The organism is Levilactobacillus namurensis (assembly GCF_032197885.1).
In the GTDB taxonomy this organism is placed as follows: Bacteria; Bacillota; Bacilli; order Lactobacillales; family Lactobacillaceae; genus Levilactobacillus; species Levilactobacillus namurensis_A.
Window position 1 is genome coordinate 1,392,278 of sequence record NZ_CP134159.1, and the last position, 17,984, is coordinate 1,410,261.

Consider the following 17,984-nt stretch of genomic DNA (forward strand, 5'->3'; position numbering starts at 1 on the left):
GTCGCGAGACTGCCCTGGTTTATTGTAAACTGAGCATCCCCGCTACGCCGAACTTGGTCAAACCGCGATGACCTGGAAAAACTAGTAATGAGTTATCATGGAAGAAAAGCTCATCGCAAATAGGCCAAAATCAGATACTGTTTAAGGGGAGATAACATGCGATTTAAAAAGGGGATTTGGTTCAGTCTCATCATGGGACTATTGATATTAAGTGGGTGTAGCCGGGCTAGCACTCAACCGGCCAAAGATGTCCACCAGAGCTATGGCGCCAGCTACGTTCCCACACTTTTCTTTCACGGGTACGGTAGCAGTGCCAATGCCGAAATGCATATGATCAACGCTGCTAAGTCGGCCGGAGTAACCCGTACCGTTCTGCGGGCTACCGTAGCCAAAGACGGCCACGTCACTTGGCGCGGCCAGTTTAAGCCGGGAGATCATCATCCCCTGGTCGCCGTTCAATTCACGGACAACCGCAACAGCGATTACCCCCAGGATGCTACCTGGGCCAAACACGTGATTACTGGCCTGCAGAAGTCCTACCACGTGACGAAATTTAACGTCGTCGGCCATTCGATGGGGAACATGGCCATCGTCTACTACCTACTGGCGAACGGTCAAAATCGGCATTTACCCCAACTCCAAAAAGAGATCGACATTGCCGGCCACTTCAACGGCATTCTGGGGGTCAACGACGAACCTAACCGGATGACGTTATCGGCGACGGGGAAACCCAACAAAATGGACCATAACTATCAACAATTGCTGGCACTTCGCCAACGATTCCCGCGGCAGGTTCAAGTACTCAACATCTTCGGGGATTTAAATAATGGCACCCATTCTGATGGACGCGTCAGCAACGCCTCGTCTCAGTCGCTTAAGTACCTGGTTAAGCAGCGTGCGGCGACCTACCAAGAGCACCGAATCGTGGGCGCCAAGGCCCAACATAGCAAGCTCCACGATAACGCGCAGGTCGATCGCCTGTTGATTCAATTTCTCTGGGACCGTTAAACGTCAAAGCCAAGGGGGATGTTGCGATTAACGGTCGTATCCAGCCAGCTAGACGCCCTAACCTAAAACATCATGGTATACTTTTAGATGTCGTATCACCACAAGAATTAACCAACATTTCAACCATGGAGGACTGTATGGCAACCACACAAGCAGAAAATCGCCTGGTCAATTTGGCCGGGCCAGTTCACCAACAACTCGGTCAATACCGGGTCCAACAGATTCAAGCCGTTTTGACGCTACTCGATGAGGGCAACACGGTTCCGTTTATCGCGCGTTACCGAAAAGAACGGACCGGAACCTTGGACGAAGTGGCCATTCGCGACATCGAAGATGAGGCCCAGCGCTTGATGAAGCTCAATCAACGGCGCCAAGACGTCTTAAAGTTGATTCAAGAGCAGGGGAAGTTAACGGCCCAGCTCAAGCAACGGCTCACCCAAGTGACGACCTTACAACAAGTCGAAGACCTTTATCTGCCGTATAAGCAAAAACGACGGACTAAGGCAACCATTGCCCGGGAAGCGGGACTGACGCCACTGGCTAAGTGGCTGTTAACGTACCCGGCTAGTGGACTAGACACCAAAGCCACGACGTTCATCGCGCCAGACAAGGGATTACCCGACCTGACTGCCGTTTGGGATGGGGTCCACGAGATTTTAGCCGAAACGTTCAGTGAACAGGTGGCCTTTCGGGAATGGATCCGGCACTACACCCGGCAACATGGTGAGTTGACCAGCAAACGCAAACGTGGCGCCCAGACGGCTGACGAGCAACAGGTCTATGCCACGTATTACGACTTCAAGCAAGCCCTCAAACAGGTGCCACCATACCGAATTCTGGCTATGAACCGGGGCGAACGCGAAAAGGTCTTATCGGTCGGCATCGCCGTTGATCCTACATCCATCTTGCAGTACGGTCATTTTCGGTTAGTCGGTCAGCACCAAGGACCCGCCGTGGCGAAAATCACCGCTGCATTCGCCGACGCTTACAAACGCTTCTTGGGTCCCGCCATCGAACGGGAACTACGCCGGCAACTTTCCGAACAGGCCGACGACCACGCCATTCAAGTCTTTGGGAACAACCTCTACCACCTCTTAATGCAGGCCCCACTAAAGGGTAAAGTCGTCATGGGATTCGATCCCGCTTACCGAACGGGGTGCAAATTAGCCATTATGGATGCCAACGGCCGGTTTTTAGCCAAGCAGGTCATCTATCCCCATAAGCCGGCTAGTCAAAAGCAACGCGCCGCGGCCGGTCCCGCCTTCAAACAGCTCCTAGAAGACTACCACGTCCAAATGATTGCGATCGGTAACGGGACCGCTAGCCGTGAATCTGAAGAATTCGTCAGTGAAATTCTAAAGACGCTGAATCACCCCGTCTACTACGTCATTGTTAACGAAGCGGGGGCTTCCGTTTATTCCGCAAGTGAGAACGCGCGGGCAGAATTTGCGAACCTCCACGTGGAAGAACGGTCAGCGGTTAGTATTGGGCGGCGCCTGCAGGACCCGCTGGCGGAATTGATCAAAGTCGACCCGAAAGCCATCGGCGTCGGCCAATACCAACACGACGTTCCCGAAAAGGCCCTCGACGCCCAATTGGACCGCGTCGTCGAAACGGCGGTCAACCAAGTCAGGGTCAACGTCAACACGGCCAGTCCCGAGTTGCTCACCCACATCTCAGGACTGACTGCGACCACTGCGAAAAACATCGTGACGTACCGTAACCAAAACGGCGCTTTTGCGGACCGTCAAGCACTCAAAGCCGTCCCACGCTTGGGTCCCAAGGCCTACCAACAAGCAGTTGGCTTCCTTCGGATCTTAACGGGACGCAATCCCCTAGACAATACGGACATCCATCCGGAAAGCTACCCCGTCACCCAACGCCTGTTAGCGGACCTACAAGCGACTCCCGCTGATATTGGGACGCCGACCTTGCGCCACTACTTACAGCAGTTGAACCGGCAACAGTGGGCCCAACGCTTGGGTATCGGTGAGGCGACCCTCGCAGATATTTTGGACGGCCTGAGTAAGCCAGGACGGGATCTGCGGGATAGTATGCCGGCACCGCTGTTGCGCCAAGACGTCTTGACGATGGCCGACCTGAAACCGGGGATGGAACTCCAGGGAACCGTTCGGAACGTGGTCGACTTCGGGGCGTTCGTGGATATTGGGGTTAAACAGGATGGTTTGGTGCACATCTCACAACTGGCCGATCACTTTGTGAGTGACCCCAGCACCGTGGTGACCATTGGGGACATCGTAACTGTTTGGGTCCTTAGCGTGGATGAACAGCGTCAACGAATCCAGCTGACCATGCGCCAAGCGCAGCAGGACTAGGCAGGCGTGGCTGATCATCGTCACCGGTTACCAGGACTTCCCATTGCAAGGATTCTTTAATCTGTTATGATGGGAAGCACCCTGTAAATTTAGCGTCTTCGATTGATGTTTACAGAATCACTCTCGATAACTCCATAAGGCGGTGACAATTACATGACTCAAAAGGAAAAAATGATGGCCCTCATCGAAAAGAAGAAACAAAACGGCCACAACCAGCAAAAGACCGTTGCAAAAAACGATCGTAAGAACATGCGCAAGGGACCAAAAATCTTCAATAAGTAAGCCGTCCTAAGCCCTGATCAGACGGGGGACCCCGGGCTACTCGAAAAAAGGGGTCGCCAATTCAATAATTCGTCACTAAAAATCGCCCGGTTCTCTGTGAAGAGAAGCGAGCGATTTTTGATCATGCTTGAAATTTTAAGATGCCTTTACTTTACGATTTTTAAATTCGCTTAGACGCTTGGGCACTATAAGTGACGATTCACATCAAAGTTTCTTCAACCCGTTACGCTGTTCTTCGTCAATCATGTGCGTGTATAGCCCCGTGGCGGTGGTTGAGTTTTGTCCTAACTGGGTGGCTACCAACTGCTCGTTTTTCGTCGCTAGGTACAGCTTAGACGCTAACGTATGCCGTAACTTATGCGGGGTGATTCGTACCTTGAATGCCGCTGAGTATTTGGCAACCATTTTTTCCATGGTGTTCGCCTGCATGCGTGAGGCTTGTCCCCGGTAAATGGTTAAGAAGAGGGCCCGGTCATCCTTGGCGGCGTGGTAGAGCGCTTGGCGCTGCGTGACGTACGCTTGGATATAGGGGATGGTCCAAGGTGCGATGGGCACTGTATCGCGTTGGCCACCTTTTCGAACGACCCCAATCGTCTGCGTTTTTAGGTTTAGGTGGCGAAGGTCGGCATTCGCCGCTTCAGAGACCCGTAGACCGCTTCCCAGTAATAGGGCGTTGATGGCCAGGTCCCGGAGCTTATCACGCTTAAAGTAGCGCCGTTGGGCGGGTGTCAGCCGTTTCTCGTATTTGTGGTCAATGAAGTCTAAGTAGTCGTGATCCGTATTTCCCAGCATCAACTTAGTCTTTAGGTTGGCTGCTCGGGTCGCGTAGGTCTCATTGGTGCGAACCAGTGCAATCTTGTGCATCACGTTACGGTCAAAGTAGGCTTCGCCGTGCTCGTCTTCCGTATCCTCAGTGAGGTACTTAAAAAGCGACGAGAGGGCGTTTAACGAGCGGTTAATGGTCGGGTGGGACCGACTACCGGGCGCACCGGTTAGCTTAGTCTGGTTTAACAGCGCCGATTTGTATAACTCGACCGTTTCTTTCTTTAAATGGGCCAATAGCTCTAGCGGAATATCGGCCGGTCGACTAACGGATGCGATACCTTCGCTAATCAGCCAGTTAAAGAAGCGGCGAAACTCCGTCAGATATTGATACAGCGTAGCGGGGGATAGGGGGATCGTCGCCTTGGCCTGGTAATATTCCTGAACGAACCAGGGGGCACTGGCGAGTTCCTCGTCAATGAGCTTTAAATAGTGTTGCTTCTCCATCGATGCAGGCCTCCAAACATATGTTCTGATTACTCTCTATCATACCGAATAATGTCTGATGATGCAATCGCTTAGCTGTGTCCTGCAAAAGATAGCGACTATCGTTAACTAGAAAAATTACCAATAAACATCATAAAAGGGGTTGACTTTTGCCAACCATCCCTGTATAGTCATTCATTAGAGTTTAAGAGATGCTAATAACCTGATTCAGAGAAATTGATTAGCAAGCCGGAGTTTCTTAGATTTTAAAAACGCTCGCCCATTCGTAGGAATGGCGGGCATTTTTTGTTAGCCAATGAGGCTAGACTAAAGCTTTCTTATTCAACAAGACCACGCTACTGACGATTAAAATTAAGGTCAGGCCTAGCGCTACGCCCATAGCAGGAAACAGCTTTGTTAGAGACAAATTCCCCTGAAGAATGGCGACATTATCACCAATTAAGGAGACAGGGTTAAAGTTATGGGCTCGTTTTAAAAGCTTCACCAGGAATAAGATTGCCATCACTAGGCAAGTAAATAGCAATCCCTCATAGGTGTGGCGTCCCCAAGTAGAACCGAACAGGACAACTGCTAAAAAGAAGGCCCCAAAGACTAATAACGGTAAGCAGGCCGCAACTGGATGGGGACTTTGACGATTGGAAAAGTAAAAGGTCGTGTATCCCCAGGTGGTAAAGAATGCGCCAGCCATAACGACTAGCCACTGACTGAGTAAGCACAAATACTTGGCGATAATGACTGCCCACCGGGGAAGCCCTTTAGTCACCAGGTTTACTAAGGTTTTGCCGGCGAGTTCACGGCTCACGGTTCCCCCAAACAAAATTGCGATGATATAGATGCCCATTTGAGAAATATTCTTATAAAATTGGGTCCAAGAATCAACCGACGTTGGGGGCGGTAGCTTAACGGCCGTTCCTAGGCTTAATCGTAAAAGATCAGGAGTTAGCTTGGCAGCTAGCGGACTCATTAACGCAAATAGGAGAAACACTACGGTCAAGATCCCAAATCGCCGGGTCCGCCAGGTCTCCAAGAGTTCTTTCTTAAAGAACACGGATAGGGGTCTCATTTTGCGTCACCTCCATAAAGATTTGGTCGAGCGTCGGGTCAACCCGCCGCAGACTTACCGGCATCAATTTTACTGCCAGTAAGTCTTGAAAAACCTGGTGAGCCTCAGCAACATAACTTCCCTGATACGTTATGGTGACCGTACAATCGTGCCATGGCGCCTGGAAGTGCGTGGCACACCGGCGGGTTTCCGCTACAGTCGCAAACGTTAACGCCATTTGATGTCGGCCGTACGTTGCGTGTAAATGGGCTGGGGTATCGCAAGCAGCCAGACGCCCATGGTGTAAGATTCCGACATAATCACTAATACGTTCAACGTCACTAAGAATGTGAGTTGAAAAGAGCACGGTCACTCGGCCCTTCAGCGAATAAAGGAGGTTTAAAAATGCCGCTCGTCCAGCCGGATCTAACGCACTAGTTGGCTCATCGCAGATTAAAAGTTCGGGATCGTTAAGCAACGCTTGGGCAATCCCCAAACGTTGCCGCATCCCCCGAGAAAAGCCATGGATTCTGTGATGCACCTCTTCTAAACCAACTAGGGCTAACGTGTTCTCTATCTTGACCGTGGCATTAGTGACGTGTGTCAGGTCGGCACATAGGCGTAAATATTCTCGTGAGGTCATATAGTCGTAAAAGGCAGGGACGTCCGGTAAATACCCGGTCATTCGGTTCGTTTTGGTTTGACCGTAGTGGACCTTTTCACCATTAATCAAGATAGTCCCAGCATCGGCCTTCTCCAGTCCTAGAATCAGCCGCATGGTGGTCGTCTTACCAGCACCGTTAGCGCCCACCAACCCAAAGATTGAACCACGTGGAATCTTAAAGTTTAAATCTTGCAATACGGTTCGCGAGCCGTAACGTTTTTGAAGATGGTGCAGCGTTAAGAGATCACTATCACTCATCGCTCGTAGTTCCTTTCCCCCAGGTAAAGTAAGTAACGGGACCAATAATCTGGAAGACAACCACAATAACCACCCACATCACGCGATTACCGAAGCGGTACCGTGCGTGTTGAAAGATATGCTTTAACGCGGCAAACATCAAGCCTAATTCCAAGATGGCGACGGGTAGTAAGGTTGGCCAATAATCGATTAAGAATTGTGTTTCATTGAGGTCCATGTTGACCTACCTCCTTTAATTTTCGGGCTAAAGGGAGCCAACGCTCGTCATTCCGGTAAGCTGCTAGAGTGGGATCCTGCTGAATAATGTCAACTAATTGCTGTTGCACCATCGTAGCATTCCGCGGCGTCTGGTGCCCACTATCGAGGTTGTCCAGCCAATCATCAATCTGGTCGAAGTACGCATCCCCATGCAAGATTGGTGGAAACTCTGTGCGGCTTAAGACGTTAACGTAGTGCGTCAGTACCCGAAAAAGCATGGTGGTCTGCTGCTGTTGGGCTAATCCCATAATGGTTGCCAGCAGAAAGTTCAGGTAAACCAAGGGATTCAGCGTGGCCATTTTAAAGACCTCCGCATAGGCTTGTCCCCGACGGTACGTCTCAGTAAACTTAGCCGAATCTGCGGTCAACAATGTCAAGTAATTCGTAAAGTAATTCATTCCCACGCTAGCGTGCTGATACATGGCACTTTGGTAGACCGCCTGAGCTTTCTCGGTATCATGCTGCATCTGATACGCCGTTGCAATCAAATTCTCTGCGGGAAGGTACGTAGGGGTTGCCGTTCCCAGTAAAGTTAAAACCTCTTGGGGCTTGTGTAATAAAATGAGGGTGTAAGCTTCTAAGTTACGCGCATTAAGTTTCAGGGTGGTATCATCCGTATTTTCACGGACGTGAATAAAAAGCTGACGAGCCTCCGCAACGTAGCGTGCTTGCTTATCTGCCGCATCCTTACCCGGTAGGGATGTAAAATGATTAAGAATCAATAACCCCATTTGTTGAATAAAGGGATAGCAGGCGTAGTACCGTCGAATCAGGCTACGTAGTTTCGTCAAAACTTCCTCGCCAGATTCTGTGGTAAACGACTTTTTCAAGGTATTGTAGATGTTTTGAATCTCTGAAGTGGAGAGTTGTGGTTCATAGTCTAGTAAATCATCAATCTGCAGATTGAAATACGCTGCTAAACTGGGGAGAAGCGTAATGTCGGGATAGCTTTGACCGGTTTCCCATTTAGAGACTGCGGCTTTCGAGACCCCAACAAAGTCAGCTAATTGTTGCTGCGTAATGTGATGCTGCTTACGCTGGTTAATCAAGACTGGTCCAATGTTGACCTCCATGATCATACCAACTCCTTTCTTATCACTAATTATAGGGGAGTCTAGGGAAAAGTATATGGAGTGGTTGTCAACAAACCACCGTATAAATCAACTAACACGATACTTTTCTAAATCTATCAATAAAACCTGGGGGTAGGAGAGACGTTTAGGTCAATAAGGTCAGCATGCTTAGATGATTCTCAAAAAGGTCAGAGAGCCTATCGCAATCCCTAAATTCATACAGAGGCCAGGGAGATGTGTAAATTCTGGTTGATAAGGGCTGGACTACCAGAGGAACGGTACTGACGTAAACTGGATTGTTGGTAACATTAAGCCAGTCCGTATCGCATTTATTTTTCAATATAGAAGTATCTTTAAAATCCACATTTTAATGAAAGTAGTCTTAAAGAGAACTTCTATCCAAAATCCAAGAGAACCCGGCATCATTATTTTTTTGAGTCAGCAGCCCAACGCCCTAAATACAATCCAAATTTACGCCGATTTAATTACCGCCCAGCAAGTAATCGTCATGGATAAACGCTCGAAATCGCCGGAATAATACGGTTTCGAGCGTTTATCCAGCCCCGAATCCAGGCTATTTTAATGCAGAACAAGCCGTAGCAAGCCAGTTTTAACACGGCTTTCGAGCTTAAATCGAATAGCCATGACCACGTCGTAGCAGTTATCAGCGCTTGATCACTAAGCAACTCATCCGCAACCATCACAACTAATCGTTATCAGGTCGTACGTACATGATTCCCAAAGACGAGTCTTCAAAAATAAGTATCGACCAACCAATTGGGTACTTGTGCCAGTTACTATAAATTGCCCCAAATTGAACGTCAATCCTAACGACACGTTCAGTTGTTTGATGGGGAGTTATCCGTTTAAATGCGTTTAGCGACGCGCTTATTCTGTAACTACTGGTCACCAGTTAACCGCGTTTTAAGTACATTGAAGCCGAGTCGGTGAGCTCTTAAAAAAGTTGAAGTCAAATTCACCACACAGGAATCACTGGTAATCATCAGCTACATCGAAACGCTAAATTTAAGATTGCTCGCTACCATAGATCCCGATGGCTTACGGTCATCCAAAAAATTATGCCGTTTCGGCAAAGAGGGGTTAGCCCCAAAACTAGTCGAATACTATTTTAATTCTCTACTTTACATAATATATATTATCGAAAGTGGACTTTGAATGTAAAGACTCGGGTTTTGGCTACATCCAATCTCCATATTTCTTCAATTTTCACTATTGCCACTTTAACCACGGCTTATCCGTCGTCATTGCAACGACAAAATTGTTTCGCGTTTTTCTCCAAAATACTTTTTGGTTAACTTGCCGCTATCGATTGATTAACCACACTCGGCTTGCAATTCAGATTTTCTCTAACTTTTTTGCCGCTTAGTCATCAGCAATCGCACATGCCTAAATCCTCGACAATCCATTTACACTTTTGCCAGTCCCGTGGTCAATCTGACCTACAGCTCGAACTGGATTTATGGCTACTCACTTGATGATGACTTGATCCATGAATTTGCTGCTTCCCAGACGCACTTAGCACTTTTTCCACAAATCACACAGTTTCCAGCTTTCGGTCACTGACAGTCACCGACTAGTCCACTATAATTATTTTTAGAAATGGTTAATCTAATTAATCACATTCTCTATATTCTACATAAGGAAGTCCTATATCTATGTTTAATCATCGCTTTAGTTACTGGTTAGCCGCCTTGGTCCTGTGCGTCAGTCTCCTAGGCGTCACGACCACCGCGCAGGCCAAGCGCCACACCCACGCCGCAACCGTTTATTCCGCCTGGACTTGGCGTCCTAAGACCAAAGTCAAAGTCAAAAAAGGTACGCTCTACACCTCAATCCGCTTAACTAAGAAAAAAGCCAACCTCGCCAAGGCTAAGTACCGCAAGTTAACCTACATAACGGGTAAACAATACGCCGTAAAAAAAGCCAATGGAAAGCATGCCCGCTATAACTACATCCGTTCCACTAACGGCAAGGTTAAAGGCTACGTCTGGTCAGGCTACGTTCATCAGCTAAAACGGAAAGCCACCACCAAAAAGCGGTCAACCAAGGTAACCAAGACCCGCAAGGCTGGGAATAGCACGCCTAAATCCAGCGAACCCGCAACGCCCGTTCTCAGTACCGCGGCTTACCGTTCCGCCTTCTTACAGGCCCTGAATAACGAGCGGGCCAAGCGAAACATCCCGGCTGTGACTGAATCAGCGGCCTATGATACCATTGCCCAGCACCGTTCAACCCAATTACTGACTAACTTCGCTCACGGCGATGACCAAAGCGACTTTATCGCGGATGATCTCTTTACCGCAGCTGGGGTTGCTGGCTTACGGGGTGAATGTATCTCCATGGACTACATGGATGATGCCGATGCCAACCCCAGCGCTTCCGTGGCCAAACGGGATATCCATGAATACATCTACAACGATGCGGATTCCAACTGGGGCCACCGGGACATCTTACTGGATGCCGCGAACACCACAATTGGGATTGGTGCCACGCAAAAGCCTAGCTCTGAATACGTTTATGGGGCCATCGACATGGGAAGCAATTAGCCCGCTCCCTAAATAGACCTAAAAGGCGGACAACCCGACTGGTAAACCAGCTGAGTTGTCCGCCTTTTAGGCGCTTAATTTGAGTTCTTGGTCTGTTTCTTTCGCTTCAGATACGCATCGATCAGGGCTTGTTTTTGGGCCTTGCCCGCCTGCTTACCCGCTTTAACTTGTTTCTCCTGTCGCTTGGTCTGGGCGTTAACGTTGACGCTTTCGAACACTAATCTGCTCAAATTGATTCCTCCACTCGGTTAGCTTTGCTAATCAAATTTTAGCACACCTTCGCCAATCACCCCACCATAAATTGCGCCACTAGCGAATACATAACCGATTTATTGCCAGTGTTCCTGAATGAAGGCCTCGCGCCCGCCCATCTCTTCAATCTGGTAACGGAAAGGATTACGCCGGTAGAAGTCCTGGTGTTCCTCTTCTGCAGGATAGAAAGGTTGCGCATCCTCAATCTGGGTCACGATAGGCGCATCAAACTGGCCACTAGCCGCTAGTTTTTCCTTAGAGGCCGTCGCAATCCGCCGTTGTTCCGGACCGTTTACGTAGATAACGGGCCGGTAACTGTCGCCTCGGTCCTGGAATTGACCACTGGCATCGGTCGGGTCCGTCTGGCGCCAGTAAATGCTAACGAGTTGGTCGTAAGTGATGATGCTGGGGTCAAAGGTAATCTTGACCGCTTCCGTATGCCCCGTGGTGTGGGACGCTACTTCAGCGTAGGTGGGATTGACCGTATGACCTCCCGTGTATCCGGAAACTACCGACTGAATCCCTGGTTGCGTATCAAAGGGCTTCACCATGCACCAGAAGCATCCCCCAGCAAAAATTGCCGTTTCTGTCTTTGCCAATCCGACCGTCTCCTTTACTTGTTTTGGGTTGAAAATAACTGTGCGAATTCACCGTAGCCCTTAGCCGCTAAGTCACTTGCGGGAATAAACGTCAGAGCTGCCGAGTTGATGCAGTACCGTACCCCGCCCCGGTCGGCTGGGCCGTCATTAAAGACGTGTCCTAGATGGGAATGAGCATCCTTGCTGATGACCTCTTGCCGAATCATACCAAACGAATGGTCCGTGTGTTCAACGACACTCGCCGGGTCAATCGGCTTGGAAAAAGCGGGCCAACCACAGCCGGAATCGTACTTATCCGTTGAACTGAACAGCGGTTTACCACTGACCACATCAACGTAGATCCCAGGTTCAAAAAACTGATCATACTTCCCGGTAAAGGCCGGTTCAGTAGCCGCCTTTTGGGTCACCGCATAGGCTTCCGCAGACAAACGTTGCTTTAAGTCGGTTCTTGCTTCTTCAGACTTCATTCAAACTCCTCCTTACACCGTAATCAGTTGTGCACAATTATTTTGTTTCAACTATTATTCTAACGAAAATCTCGTGGATAGCAAGCAGTTGGCTCCTAAAAGACGACTTTTCTGGCGAGCCAATTGACTGGCTTGCTTTTACCGGCCGCTAGTCGGTTCCACAAAAGTGTTTACTAAATCTATCAACATTTTGTTGACAGTTATCGTCAACAAGTCTAAGATAGGGGCTAATCACGAACCTAGGAGGTTTCGTCTAATGGATCTCACGACATTAACACTTACCGATTTAACACAGGGCTGGCATCAAACGGCAAATGCCTTAGTCTGCAACTACTGTGACGCACAGTTTCCCCTAGACACGCCGGCTATGACAATTGCCCACCATCTTCAGACTGCCCATGGTGGTAACCTCCACGCCTTAGTTCACCTGGATAGTCGGTATAACACACTGACAACCAAGCAACAGGCCTTACTTACGGCCTTCGCGACCGGGATCAAGGACAAGGACCTAGCCGCCCAGACTGGGGTGACGGCCGCCACGATTCGCCATCAGAAATTCACGTTTCGGGAAAAAGCTAAGCAGGCTAAACTTTACCTAGCCAGCTACCAAGCCGCCTTCGCTCAAGAGGATCCACACGAACGCCTCCTAGACGTTCCGCAACATCCCCAAGAGCCCGATGACCGTTGGTTAATCACCGAAGACGAGGCCGCCCAGACTCTCCAGCATTACTTCGATTTCACTCAGGAACCACCCCGGCTCATTCGGTGGCCTAAGAAGCAAAAGGCCGTCATCGTGGTCTTAACCCGCATTATTGCCGAGATTCCTGACCAGCAACAGTTTACCGAACCCCAGATCAACGCCTACCTTCGGCCCATCTATCCAGACTACACCATGGTGCGGCGCTTCTTGATCGAATACCACTTCTTACAACGAACACCGGACGGCACCGCCTACTGGCGAACCGCTGCTCCCAGAAAGGACTCATAATATGACTCAAAACGCCCCGTTACACCTCGACCGGTTACCCCGAAAGCAAAAACGGCTACAACGGGTTCTCGAACAAATCGTCACAACCATCCCCACTGATCACCGATTAACGGAAGCCGAGATCAATGCCTACTTAGAACCCATCTATGCCGATTACGCCCTCCTACGCCGCTCATTAATCGATTGGCATTATCTCGACCGCACACCAGATGGTACCGCCTATTGGCGAGTCGCCACCGAAAGGAATGCTTAACATGAATGACCAACAAAAACGAAAACTACGGGCCGATTACAAATTTGCCCCCACGTATTACGGTGTGATTCAGATTGAAAACACACTGAACCACAAAATTTTTATCGAATCCGTCGCCAACCTCCATAACCGTTGGGGGTACTACCAACTGAATTTAAACCAAAACTTCTACCACGGCACACCATTACAAATCGACTGGTTACGTGACGGCCCTGACGCCTTTGCCTATACCGTTCTTTGGCGGGCTGATGCCGCTGACGTGGTCAACATGCGTCAAACCCTGAAGACGTTGCAGGATAAATGGCTGAGAAAGCTCATGCCATTTGATGAACGCGGCTACAACCACCGACCCTTACGTTGGACCTACGACGCCCATTAATCTTTATTATCTAAGGAGCCTACCATGTCAACTTTAAACACCCACTTTACGCCGATTGACCAATCAAACTGGGAACGCCGTGATTATTTTTACTATTTTACTCAGATGGCGCCTACGGGATTTTCATTGACGGCTAACCTCGATGTCACCGCCACTCGAGCTTGGGCTAAAACTCACCATCGCAAGTTCAACGCCATCTACCTGTACCTGGTTAGCCGAACCTTAACCCAGCATCCCGAAATGCGCATTGGTCGGGTGGATGACCAACTCGTCACCTTTGACGTCATCCATCCTTCTTACACGATTATTCACGCTGATCATACCATGGCCAACCTTTGGACGGCCTATGATGACAATTTTGACACCTTTTATCACCGCTATCTGGCTGACTTAGCCAACTATGGTCAAGTGCCAGGTCCCATGCCTAAGCCACCACTGGCCACCAACTTGTATCCAATCGGTAGTCTGCCTTGGTTGCACTTCACGAATTACACCCCCTTGCCATTTACGCCGCTGAAGACCTTTTTCCCCATCTTTCAGGCCGGCCAATTTGCGTTTGACGACCAGGGACGGTGCCAACTTCCCTTGTCGGTGACCATCCACCATGCCGTTGCGGATGGCTACCACGTGAGTACGTTGTTTCATGACCTGCAAGCCGCCTTTAACCACCCCGACCAATTGCTTAGTGCTTAACCCTGACCAACCTAAAAGGGGTGTGTTCTCCAATTCAGAGAACACATCCCTTTTTGATGTAACAAAATTCAATCTAACTGGCTTCGCCAGCGGGAGTCAAATAGCGTTCGTAGACCCCTTCAACATCTACCTTTTGAATGCCTTCCGACCGGTTTTCATAGTACATCACACTCCGCCGAGACGGATTATGATCCAGCCCCATGGCATGGCCCAACTCGTGCTCCGCCACGTGGATCTTATCCGCTCGACTGTACTGAAACTCATGCATTAAGCGTGGGTTCAGCGCACACAGGACCGCCACCATGTCATAGTGACGCGCCCAGTAATCCGTGAGGCCAACATCGTCTCCCATCGCCGCAGCACGTTGCCCGCGGTTCGTGTCCAACTCGATTTGAGCGTTCCGGGAATGACTCTTTTCGAACTTAAACACACCGGTCGCATTCCAAGCCTTAATCGCAGACTGCCAGACCCCCCGGTAATAAGCTGACTTCGTGGTAATCACGTACGTCGCATGTGCGTGCGCGAACCGTTCTTGACCAAACGGGGTCATTGACGCAGCCGCAGCCGTTCCCGTCACGACTTGACTGAGAAAGATCCCTAAGGTGGTCACAACGATGACCAGATCCTTGACCCATACTCCTTTACGCATGGAAACTCCCCCTCTTATGGGGAGAGTTGTTCTTCAACTACCATCACTTCCATTATAGCCAGACCCGCCGCTAGGGAAACTAAAAAGCTCTCAGTTAACCCCTTTAATCGCACCTTGGCGAACACGCATCTAAACAGGCAGCATCACTGGCATGCTCAGTGTGCCATGAGGTAAGCCTTTAACGTGTCTAAGTCTGCCGCCACCATTGGTCGAACTTTTTTGAACCGTCGCGCATACGAGGGATGAAATAACGGAAAAATAGGATAAGTGGTGGCGGTCAGCTTAAACCGAGCCGAGTCGGCATCCCAGTACCGAATTGGCTGCTCTAAGAGTTGCCCGTGAACGGTCCCAATCTTGGCAGCACTGCCGAGCAACCGTTGAAGTCCCGTGTTGCCTAAAGGCACCAGCAAGTGTCCCGCGAGTAACTGAAGTTCCGCGTCCAACAGTGGCGCACTTGCAATCACTTCTGCCTGAGTGGGCTTGCGGTCCCGTTTCAATCCAGTGGGCCCCACCGTATACGGACGTGACCGCACGGCCCCCGTTAGGTACAACTGATCCCGGGTCACGCCTAGCTGGGCAAACCACTGGTCGAGAGTCGTCCCAGCTGGGCCTTGAAAGGGATGGCCAACGCGGGCCTCCACTTTACCGGGGGCTTCCGAGACCACCACAAAAATGGGATCAGGGGCGCCTTCTCCGGGGACAAATCCCTCTAGTTGACCGAACTGTAACGGTAAGTCACGACCACACTTAAGCTGGTCAGCCGTCAATAACGTTGCCATAGGTTCATCTTCCTTTCTAATCGCGAAACGGGCTAGCACGCGGGGAGCATCCCCACGATACCGCAAAAGGGACCCCAACGTGATGATTGGGATCCCTTAGGGGTTTAACTAATCGTTTAAATTAAGCTTCAAAAGCATCGGTCAATGGTGGCACGACTTGCTTCTTCCGTGAAACCACGCCTGGCAGGCTAGCCCGGTTGTGGTCTAAGGTCACGTTAAAGGCCTTTTCAACCACGTCGAGGTTACTGCCGGCAACGATCAATTCGGAATCGCTAGTCAACACATTCGTGGCTAACGTGATGAACAGGTCGTAACCTTCAGCGGCGTTTTCATCTTGCATGGCCTTTTCCAAACCAGCTTGACGGTCGATGACTTCACTCAAGTCAACCGTGTTGATTTGGCCGATCCGAACGCTCTTGCCGCTCATGTCGAAGGACTTCGCATCGCCGTCGATTAATTCTTTGTCGCTCTTAGCAGACAGGTTCGTTCCCGCCTTTAACATCTCAACACCGTAGCTTTGAACATCGATGTCGGCAATTTCGGCCAATTCACGAACGGCTTCACGGTCGATGTCGGTCGTCGTTGGGGATTGTAAGAGTAACGTGTCGGAGATAATCGCGGATAACATCAAGCCCGCCAATTTTGCTGGAATTTCAATCTTTTCTTCATTGAACATTTCCGTCAAAATCGTGCTGCAGCAGCCCACGGGTTCTGCCCGGTAGTACAGGGGCGCTGCCGTTTCGAAGTTACCGATCTTGTGGTGGTCGACCACGGCATCTACCGTGACCTGATCCCGGTCAGGAACACTTTGTTGTGCTTCGTTGTGGTCCACTAACATGACATGGTCCGTTTCGTTAGCCGCCGTCTTGATGACCCGTGGTGCGGGTTCGTCAAAGTGGTTTAACACGTAGTTGGTTTCCATATTGGGTTCACCCAAAGCAACGGCTTCAACGTCCAAGCCCTTCTTGCTTTGGTAGTAGGCAAACGCCTTAGCGGCAACGATGGCATCCGTGTCCGGATTTTGGTGTCCGAAGATCAATACTTTACTCATAGGTAAAAAACTCCTTTAACAAATAATTTAAGATTTGAGGTTACTTGTTACGCAATTGTCTAAGCCGCGAAATGTAGTCATCGGTATGCAAGTACCGGTCGAACTGCGCCAAGAAATGGCTAATCCGCGGAATTTCGGCCTTACCCTTGCGGAAGACAAAGGCTAAATCACACCGAATGTTGGGATTGAAGTGCGCCGTCCAGGTATTCGGCAAGTCGTCTTGACCCACCATATACGAGTTCGGCAACGCCGTTGAGACCTGCGTCTGCATCGAGAAGTGCAACAGTTGCGTCGGCGTGGTAAAGTTAGCGACCCCTTTAGGGAAATCGGCGAGCTGATTCTTATAAGCTTCGTGTAATGCCTGATTCAAGTAATAGCCATCCGGATAAAGGGCCCAAGGATCCGCCGTTGTGTCTTTGAACTTGATGCGGCGCTTCTTAGCTAATTGGGGATCATGGTGAATGAACAACAGGTCATCCGAAATGATCTTCTTGGATTCATACGGTTTCCAGTTCTTGATCGAATCATCTGGCAAATACATAATCGCCAGATCGATTCGGTTATTCTCCAACTGCTCCCAGATTTCTTTCCGGGTCAACATGTGGAAGGAGATCTTAATATCAGGATTGTTCTGGTAGGACAGAATGGCAAAATCCTCGAAGACGGCATCCTCAATGGAGGCCAATAAACCAATATTAATTTCCCCCTGGGTCGCACTGGTGGCCTGTTGAATCTCATCCGTGGCTTGGTTGAGAATCGCATAAATCTTATGCGTTGCATCCAGCATGGTGTACCCCGCATCGGAAAGGCGTAATTTCTTACCCACCGAATAGAACAACGGGGCACCCACCGTCCGCTCCAGCTTTTTGATCTGTTGCGTTAAGGCGGGTTGCGTAATGCCTAGGATCTGCGCAGCTTGCGTATAGTTCATGGTTTCAGCCAACTGTAAAAAGTACGTTAGCGTCTTTGAAGAAAAGATGCTTTCTTGTTTCGTCTTCATTGCGTTTGCTCCTTATGATCAACGGTCGCTAAACTCTGCTTAGTTCGTGCATTGACCTAATGGTTACCATTACTCTATATAATAAGCTGTTTAGCCTGAAAGCGCAATTAATTCTGC

At 49.7% G+C, this 17,984-nt stretch carries 20 protein-coding genes; 8 read left to right on the forward strand and 12 right to left on the reverse strand.

Annotated features, from left to right (window positions below; all coding sequences use genetic code 11):
• The first annotated feature begins 156 nt into the window (after positions 1-156).
• From RIN67_RS06690 to RIN67_RS06700, 3 genes are all read left to right on the forward strand, one after another.
• Positions 157-1,008, forward strand: a complete 852-nt coding sequence (locus RIN67_RS06690; protein WP_264998831.1) for an alpha/beta hydrolase — start codon at positions 157-159, stop codon at positions 1,006-1,008.
• Between the two features lie 137 nt (positions 1,009-1,145).
• Positions 1,146-3,344, forward strand: a complete 2,199-nt coding sequence (locus RIN67_RS06695) for a Tex family protein (protein WP_264998832.1) — start codon at positions 1,146-1,148, stop codon at positions 3,342-3,344.
• Between the two features lie 153 nt (positions 3,345-3,497).
• On the forward strand, positions 3,498-3,626 hold the full coding sequence (locus RIN67_RS06700; protein WP_034544788.1) for a hypothetical protein: 129 nt from the start codon (positions 3,498-3,500) through the stop codon (positions 3,624-3,626).
• A gap of 204 nt (positions 3,627-3,830) precedes the next feature.
• Here the strand turns inward: RIN67_RS06700 and xerS are convergent, their stop codons facing one another.
• The 5 genes from xerS to RIN67_RS06725 form a co-directional block, all read right to left on the reverse strand.
• A complete protein-coding gene (gene xerS / locus RIN67_RS06705) occupies positions 3,831-4,895 on the reverse strand; it encodes a tyrosine recombinase XerS (RefSeq protein ID WP_264998833.1) in 1,065 nt (354 codons plus the stop codon).
• Positions 4,896-5,196: 301 nt separating this feature from the next.
• Positions 5,197-5,736 (reverse strand): ABC transporter permease, encoded by a 540-nt coding sequence (locus tag RIN67_RS06710; protein WP_313872913.1) that lies wholly within the window; start codon positions 5,734-5,736, stop codon positions 5,197-5,199.
• 196 nt (positions 5,737-5,932) lie between these two features.
• Positions 5,933-6,859 carry an ABC transporter ATP-binding protein gene (locus tag RIN67_RS06715; protein WP_264998835.1) on the reverse strand — a complete coding sequence of 309 codons (927 nt, stop codon included), beginning with the start codon at positions 6,857-6,859 and terminating at the stop codon, positions 5,933-5,935.
• The gene (locus RIN67_RS06720) at positions 6,852-7,076 is read right to left on the reverse strand and encodes a PLDc N-terminal domain-containing protein (RefSeq protein ID WP_264998836.1); all 225 of its coding nucleotides are present in this window, start codon (positions 7,074-7,076) and stop codon (positions 6,852-6,854) included. The genes RIN67_RS06715 and RIN67_RS06720 overlap by 8 nt, the downstream gene beginning before the upstream one ends.
• Positions 7,063-8,190 (reverse strand): helix-turn-helix transcriptional regulator, encoded by a 1,128-nt coding sequence (locus tag RIN67_RS06725; protein ID WP_264998837.1) that lies wholly within the window; start codon positions 8,188-8,190, stop codon positions 7,063-7,065. Before RIN67_RS06725 ends, RIN67_RS06720 begins: the two co-directional genes overlap by 14 nt.
• Before the next feature lie 1,676 nt (positions 8,191-9,866).
• Between RIN67_RS06725 and RIN67_RS06730 the strand changes: the two genes are divergently transcribed.
• A complete protein-coding gene (locus RIN67_RS06730; protein ID WP_313825962.1) occupies positions 9,867-10,757 on the forward strand; it encodes a CAP domain-containing protein in 891 nt (296 codons plus the stop codon).
• A gap of 74 nt (positions 10,758-10,831) precedes the next feature.
• Here the strand turns inward: RIN67_RS06730 and RIN67_RS06735 are convergent, their stop codons facing one another.
• The 3 genes from RIN67_RS06735 to msrB all read right to left on the reverse strand — a co-directional run bounded on the left by RIN67_RS06735 (position 10,832) and on the right by msrB (position 12,075).
• The gene (locus tag RIN67_RS06735; RefSeq protein WP_264998839.1) at positions 10,832-10,987 is read right to left on the reverse strand and encodes a hypothetical protein; all 156 of its coding nucleotides are present in this window, start codon (positions 10,985-10,987) and stop codon (positions 10,832-10,834) included.
• A 99-nt stretch (positions 10,988-11,086) separates the two neighbouring features.
• Positions 11,087-11,608 carry a peptide-methionine (S)-S-oxide reductase MsrA gene (gene msrA / locus RIN67_RS06740; protein WP_024746296.1) on the reverse strand — a complete coding sequence of 174 codons (522 nt, stop codon included), beginning with the start codon at positions 11,606-11,608 and terminating at the stop codon, positions 11,087-11,089.
• 14 nt (positions 11,609-11,622) lie between these two features.
• On the reverse strand, positions 11,623-12,075 hold the full coding sequence (gene msrB, locus RIN67_RS06745; protein WP_024746295.1) for a peptide-methionine (R)-S-oxide reductase MsrB: 453 nt from the start codon (positions 12,073-12,075) through the stop codon (positions 11,623-11,625).
• A gap of 256 nt (positions 12,076-12,331) precedes the next feature.
• Between msrB and RIN67_RS06750 the strand changes: the two genes are divergently transcribed.
• Genes RIN67_RS06750 through RIN67_RS06765 form a run of 4 tightly spaced genes read left to right on the forward strand, consistent with a single transcriptional unit; the run spans position 12,332 to position 14,388 of the window.
• Positions 12,332-13,063, forward strand: coding sequence for a DUF2087 domain-containing protein (locus tag RIN67_RS06750; protein ID WP_264998840.1), 732 nt, complete (start codon positions 12,332-12,334; stop codon positions 13,061-13,063).
• Between the two features lies 1 nt (position 13,064).
• Positions 13,065-13,316 carry a DUF2087 domain-containing protein gene (locus RIN67_RS06755; protein WP_264998841.1) on the forward strand — a complete coding sequence of 84 codons (252 nt, stop codon included), beginning with the start codon at positions 13,065-13,067 and terminating at the stop codon, positions 13,314-13,316.
• A gap of 1 nt (position 13,317) precedes the next feature.
• On the forward strand, positions 13,318-13,695 hold the full coding sequence (locus tag RIN67_RS06760; RefSeq protein ID WP_264998842.1) for a GIY-YIG nuclease family protein: 378 nt from the start codon (positions 13,318-13,320) through the stop codon (positions 13,693-13,695).
• 24 nt (positions 13,696-13,719) lie between these two features.
• Positions 13,720-14,388 (forward strand): chloramphenicol acetyltransferase, encoded by a 669-nt coding sequence (locus RIN67_RS06765; RefSeq protein ID WP_264998843.1) that lies wholly within the window; start codon positions 13,720-13,722, stop codon positions 14,386-14,388.
• Positions 14,389-14,461: 73 nt separating this feature from the next.
• Here the strand turns inward: RIN67_RS06765 and RIN67_RS06770 are convergent, their stop codons facing one another.
• From RIN67_RS06770 to RIN67_RS06785, 4 genes are all read right to left on the reverse strand, one after another.
• On the reverse strand, positions 14,462-15,037 hold the full coding sequence (locus tag RIN67_RS06770) for a matrixin family metalloprotease (RefSeq protein WP_264998844.1): 576 nt from the start codon (positions 15,035-15,037) through the stop codon (positions 14,462-14,464).
• Positions 15,038-15,192: 155 nt separating this feature from the next.
• A complete protein-coding gene (locus RIN67_RS06775) occupies positions 15,193-15,816 on the reverse strand; it encodes a uracil-DNA glycosylase (protein ID WP_264998845.1) in 624 nt (207 codons plus the stop codon).
• 121 nt (positions 15,817-15,937) lie between these two features.
• Complete coding sequence (locus RIN67_RS06780; protein ID WP_024746289.1) at positions 15,938-16,867, reverse strand: manganese-dependent inorganic pyrophosphatase; 930 nt, start codon at positions 16,865-16,867, stop codon at positions 15,938-15,940.
• A gap of 40 nt (positions 16,868-16,907) precedes the next feature.
• Entirely contained in the window at positions 16,908-17,867 is a 960-nt protein-coding gene (locus RIN67_RS06785; protein WP_264998846.1) for a LysR family transcriptional regulator, read from the reverse strand.
• Positions 17,868-17,984 lie beyond the last annotated feature (117 nt).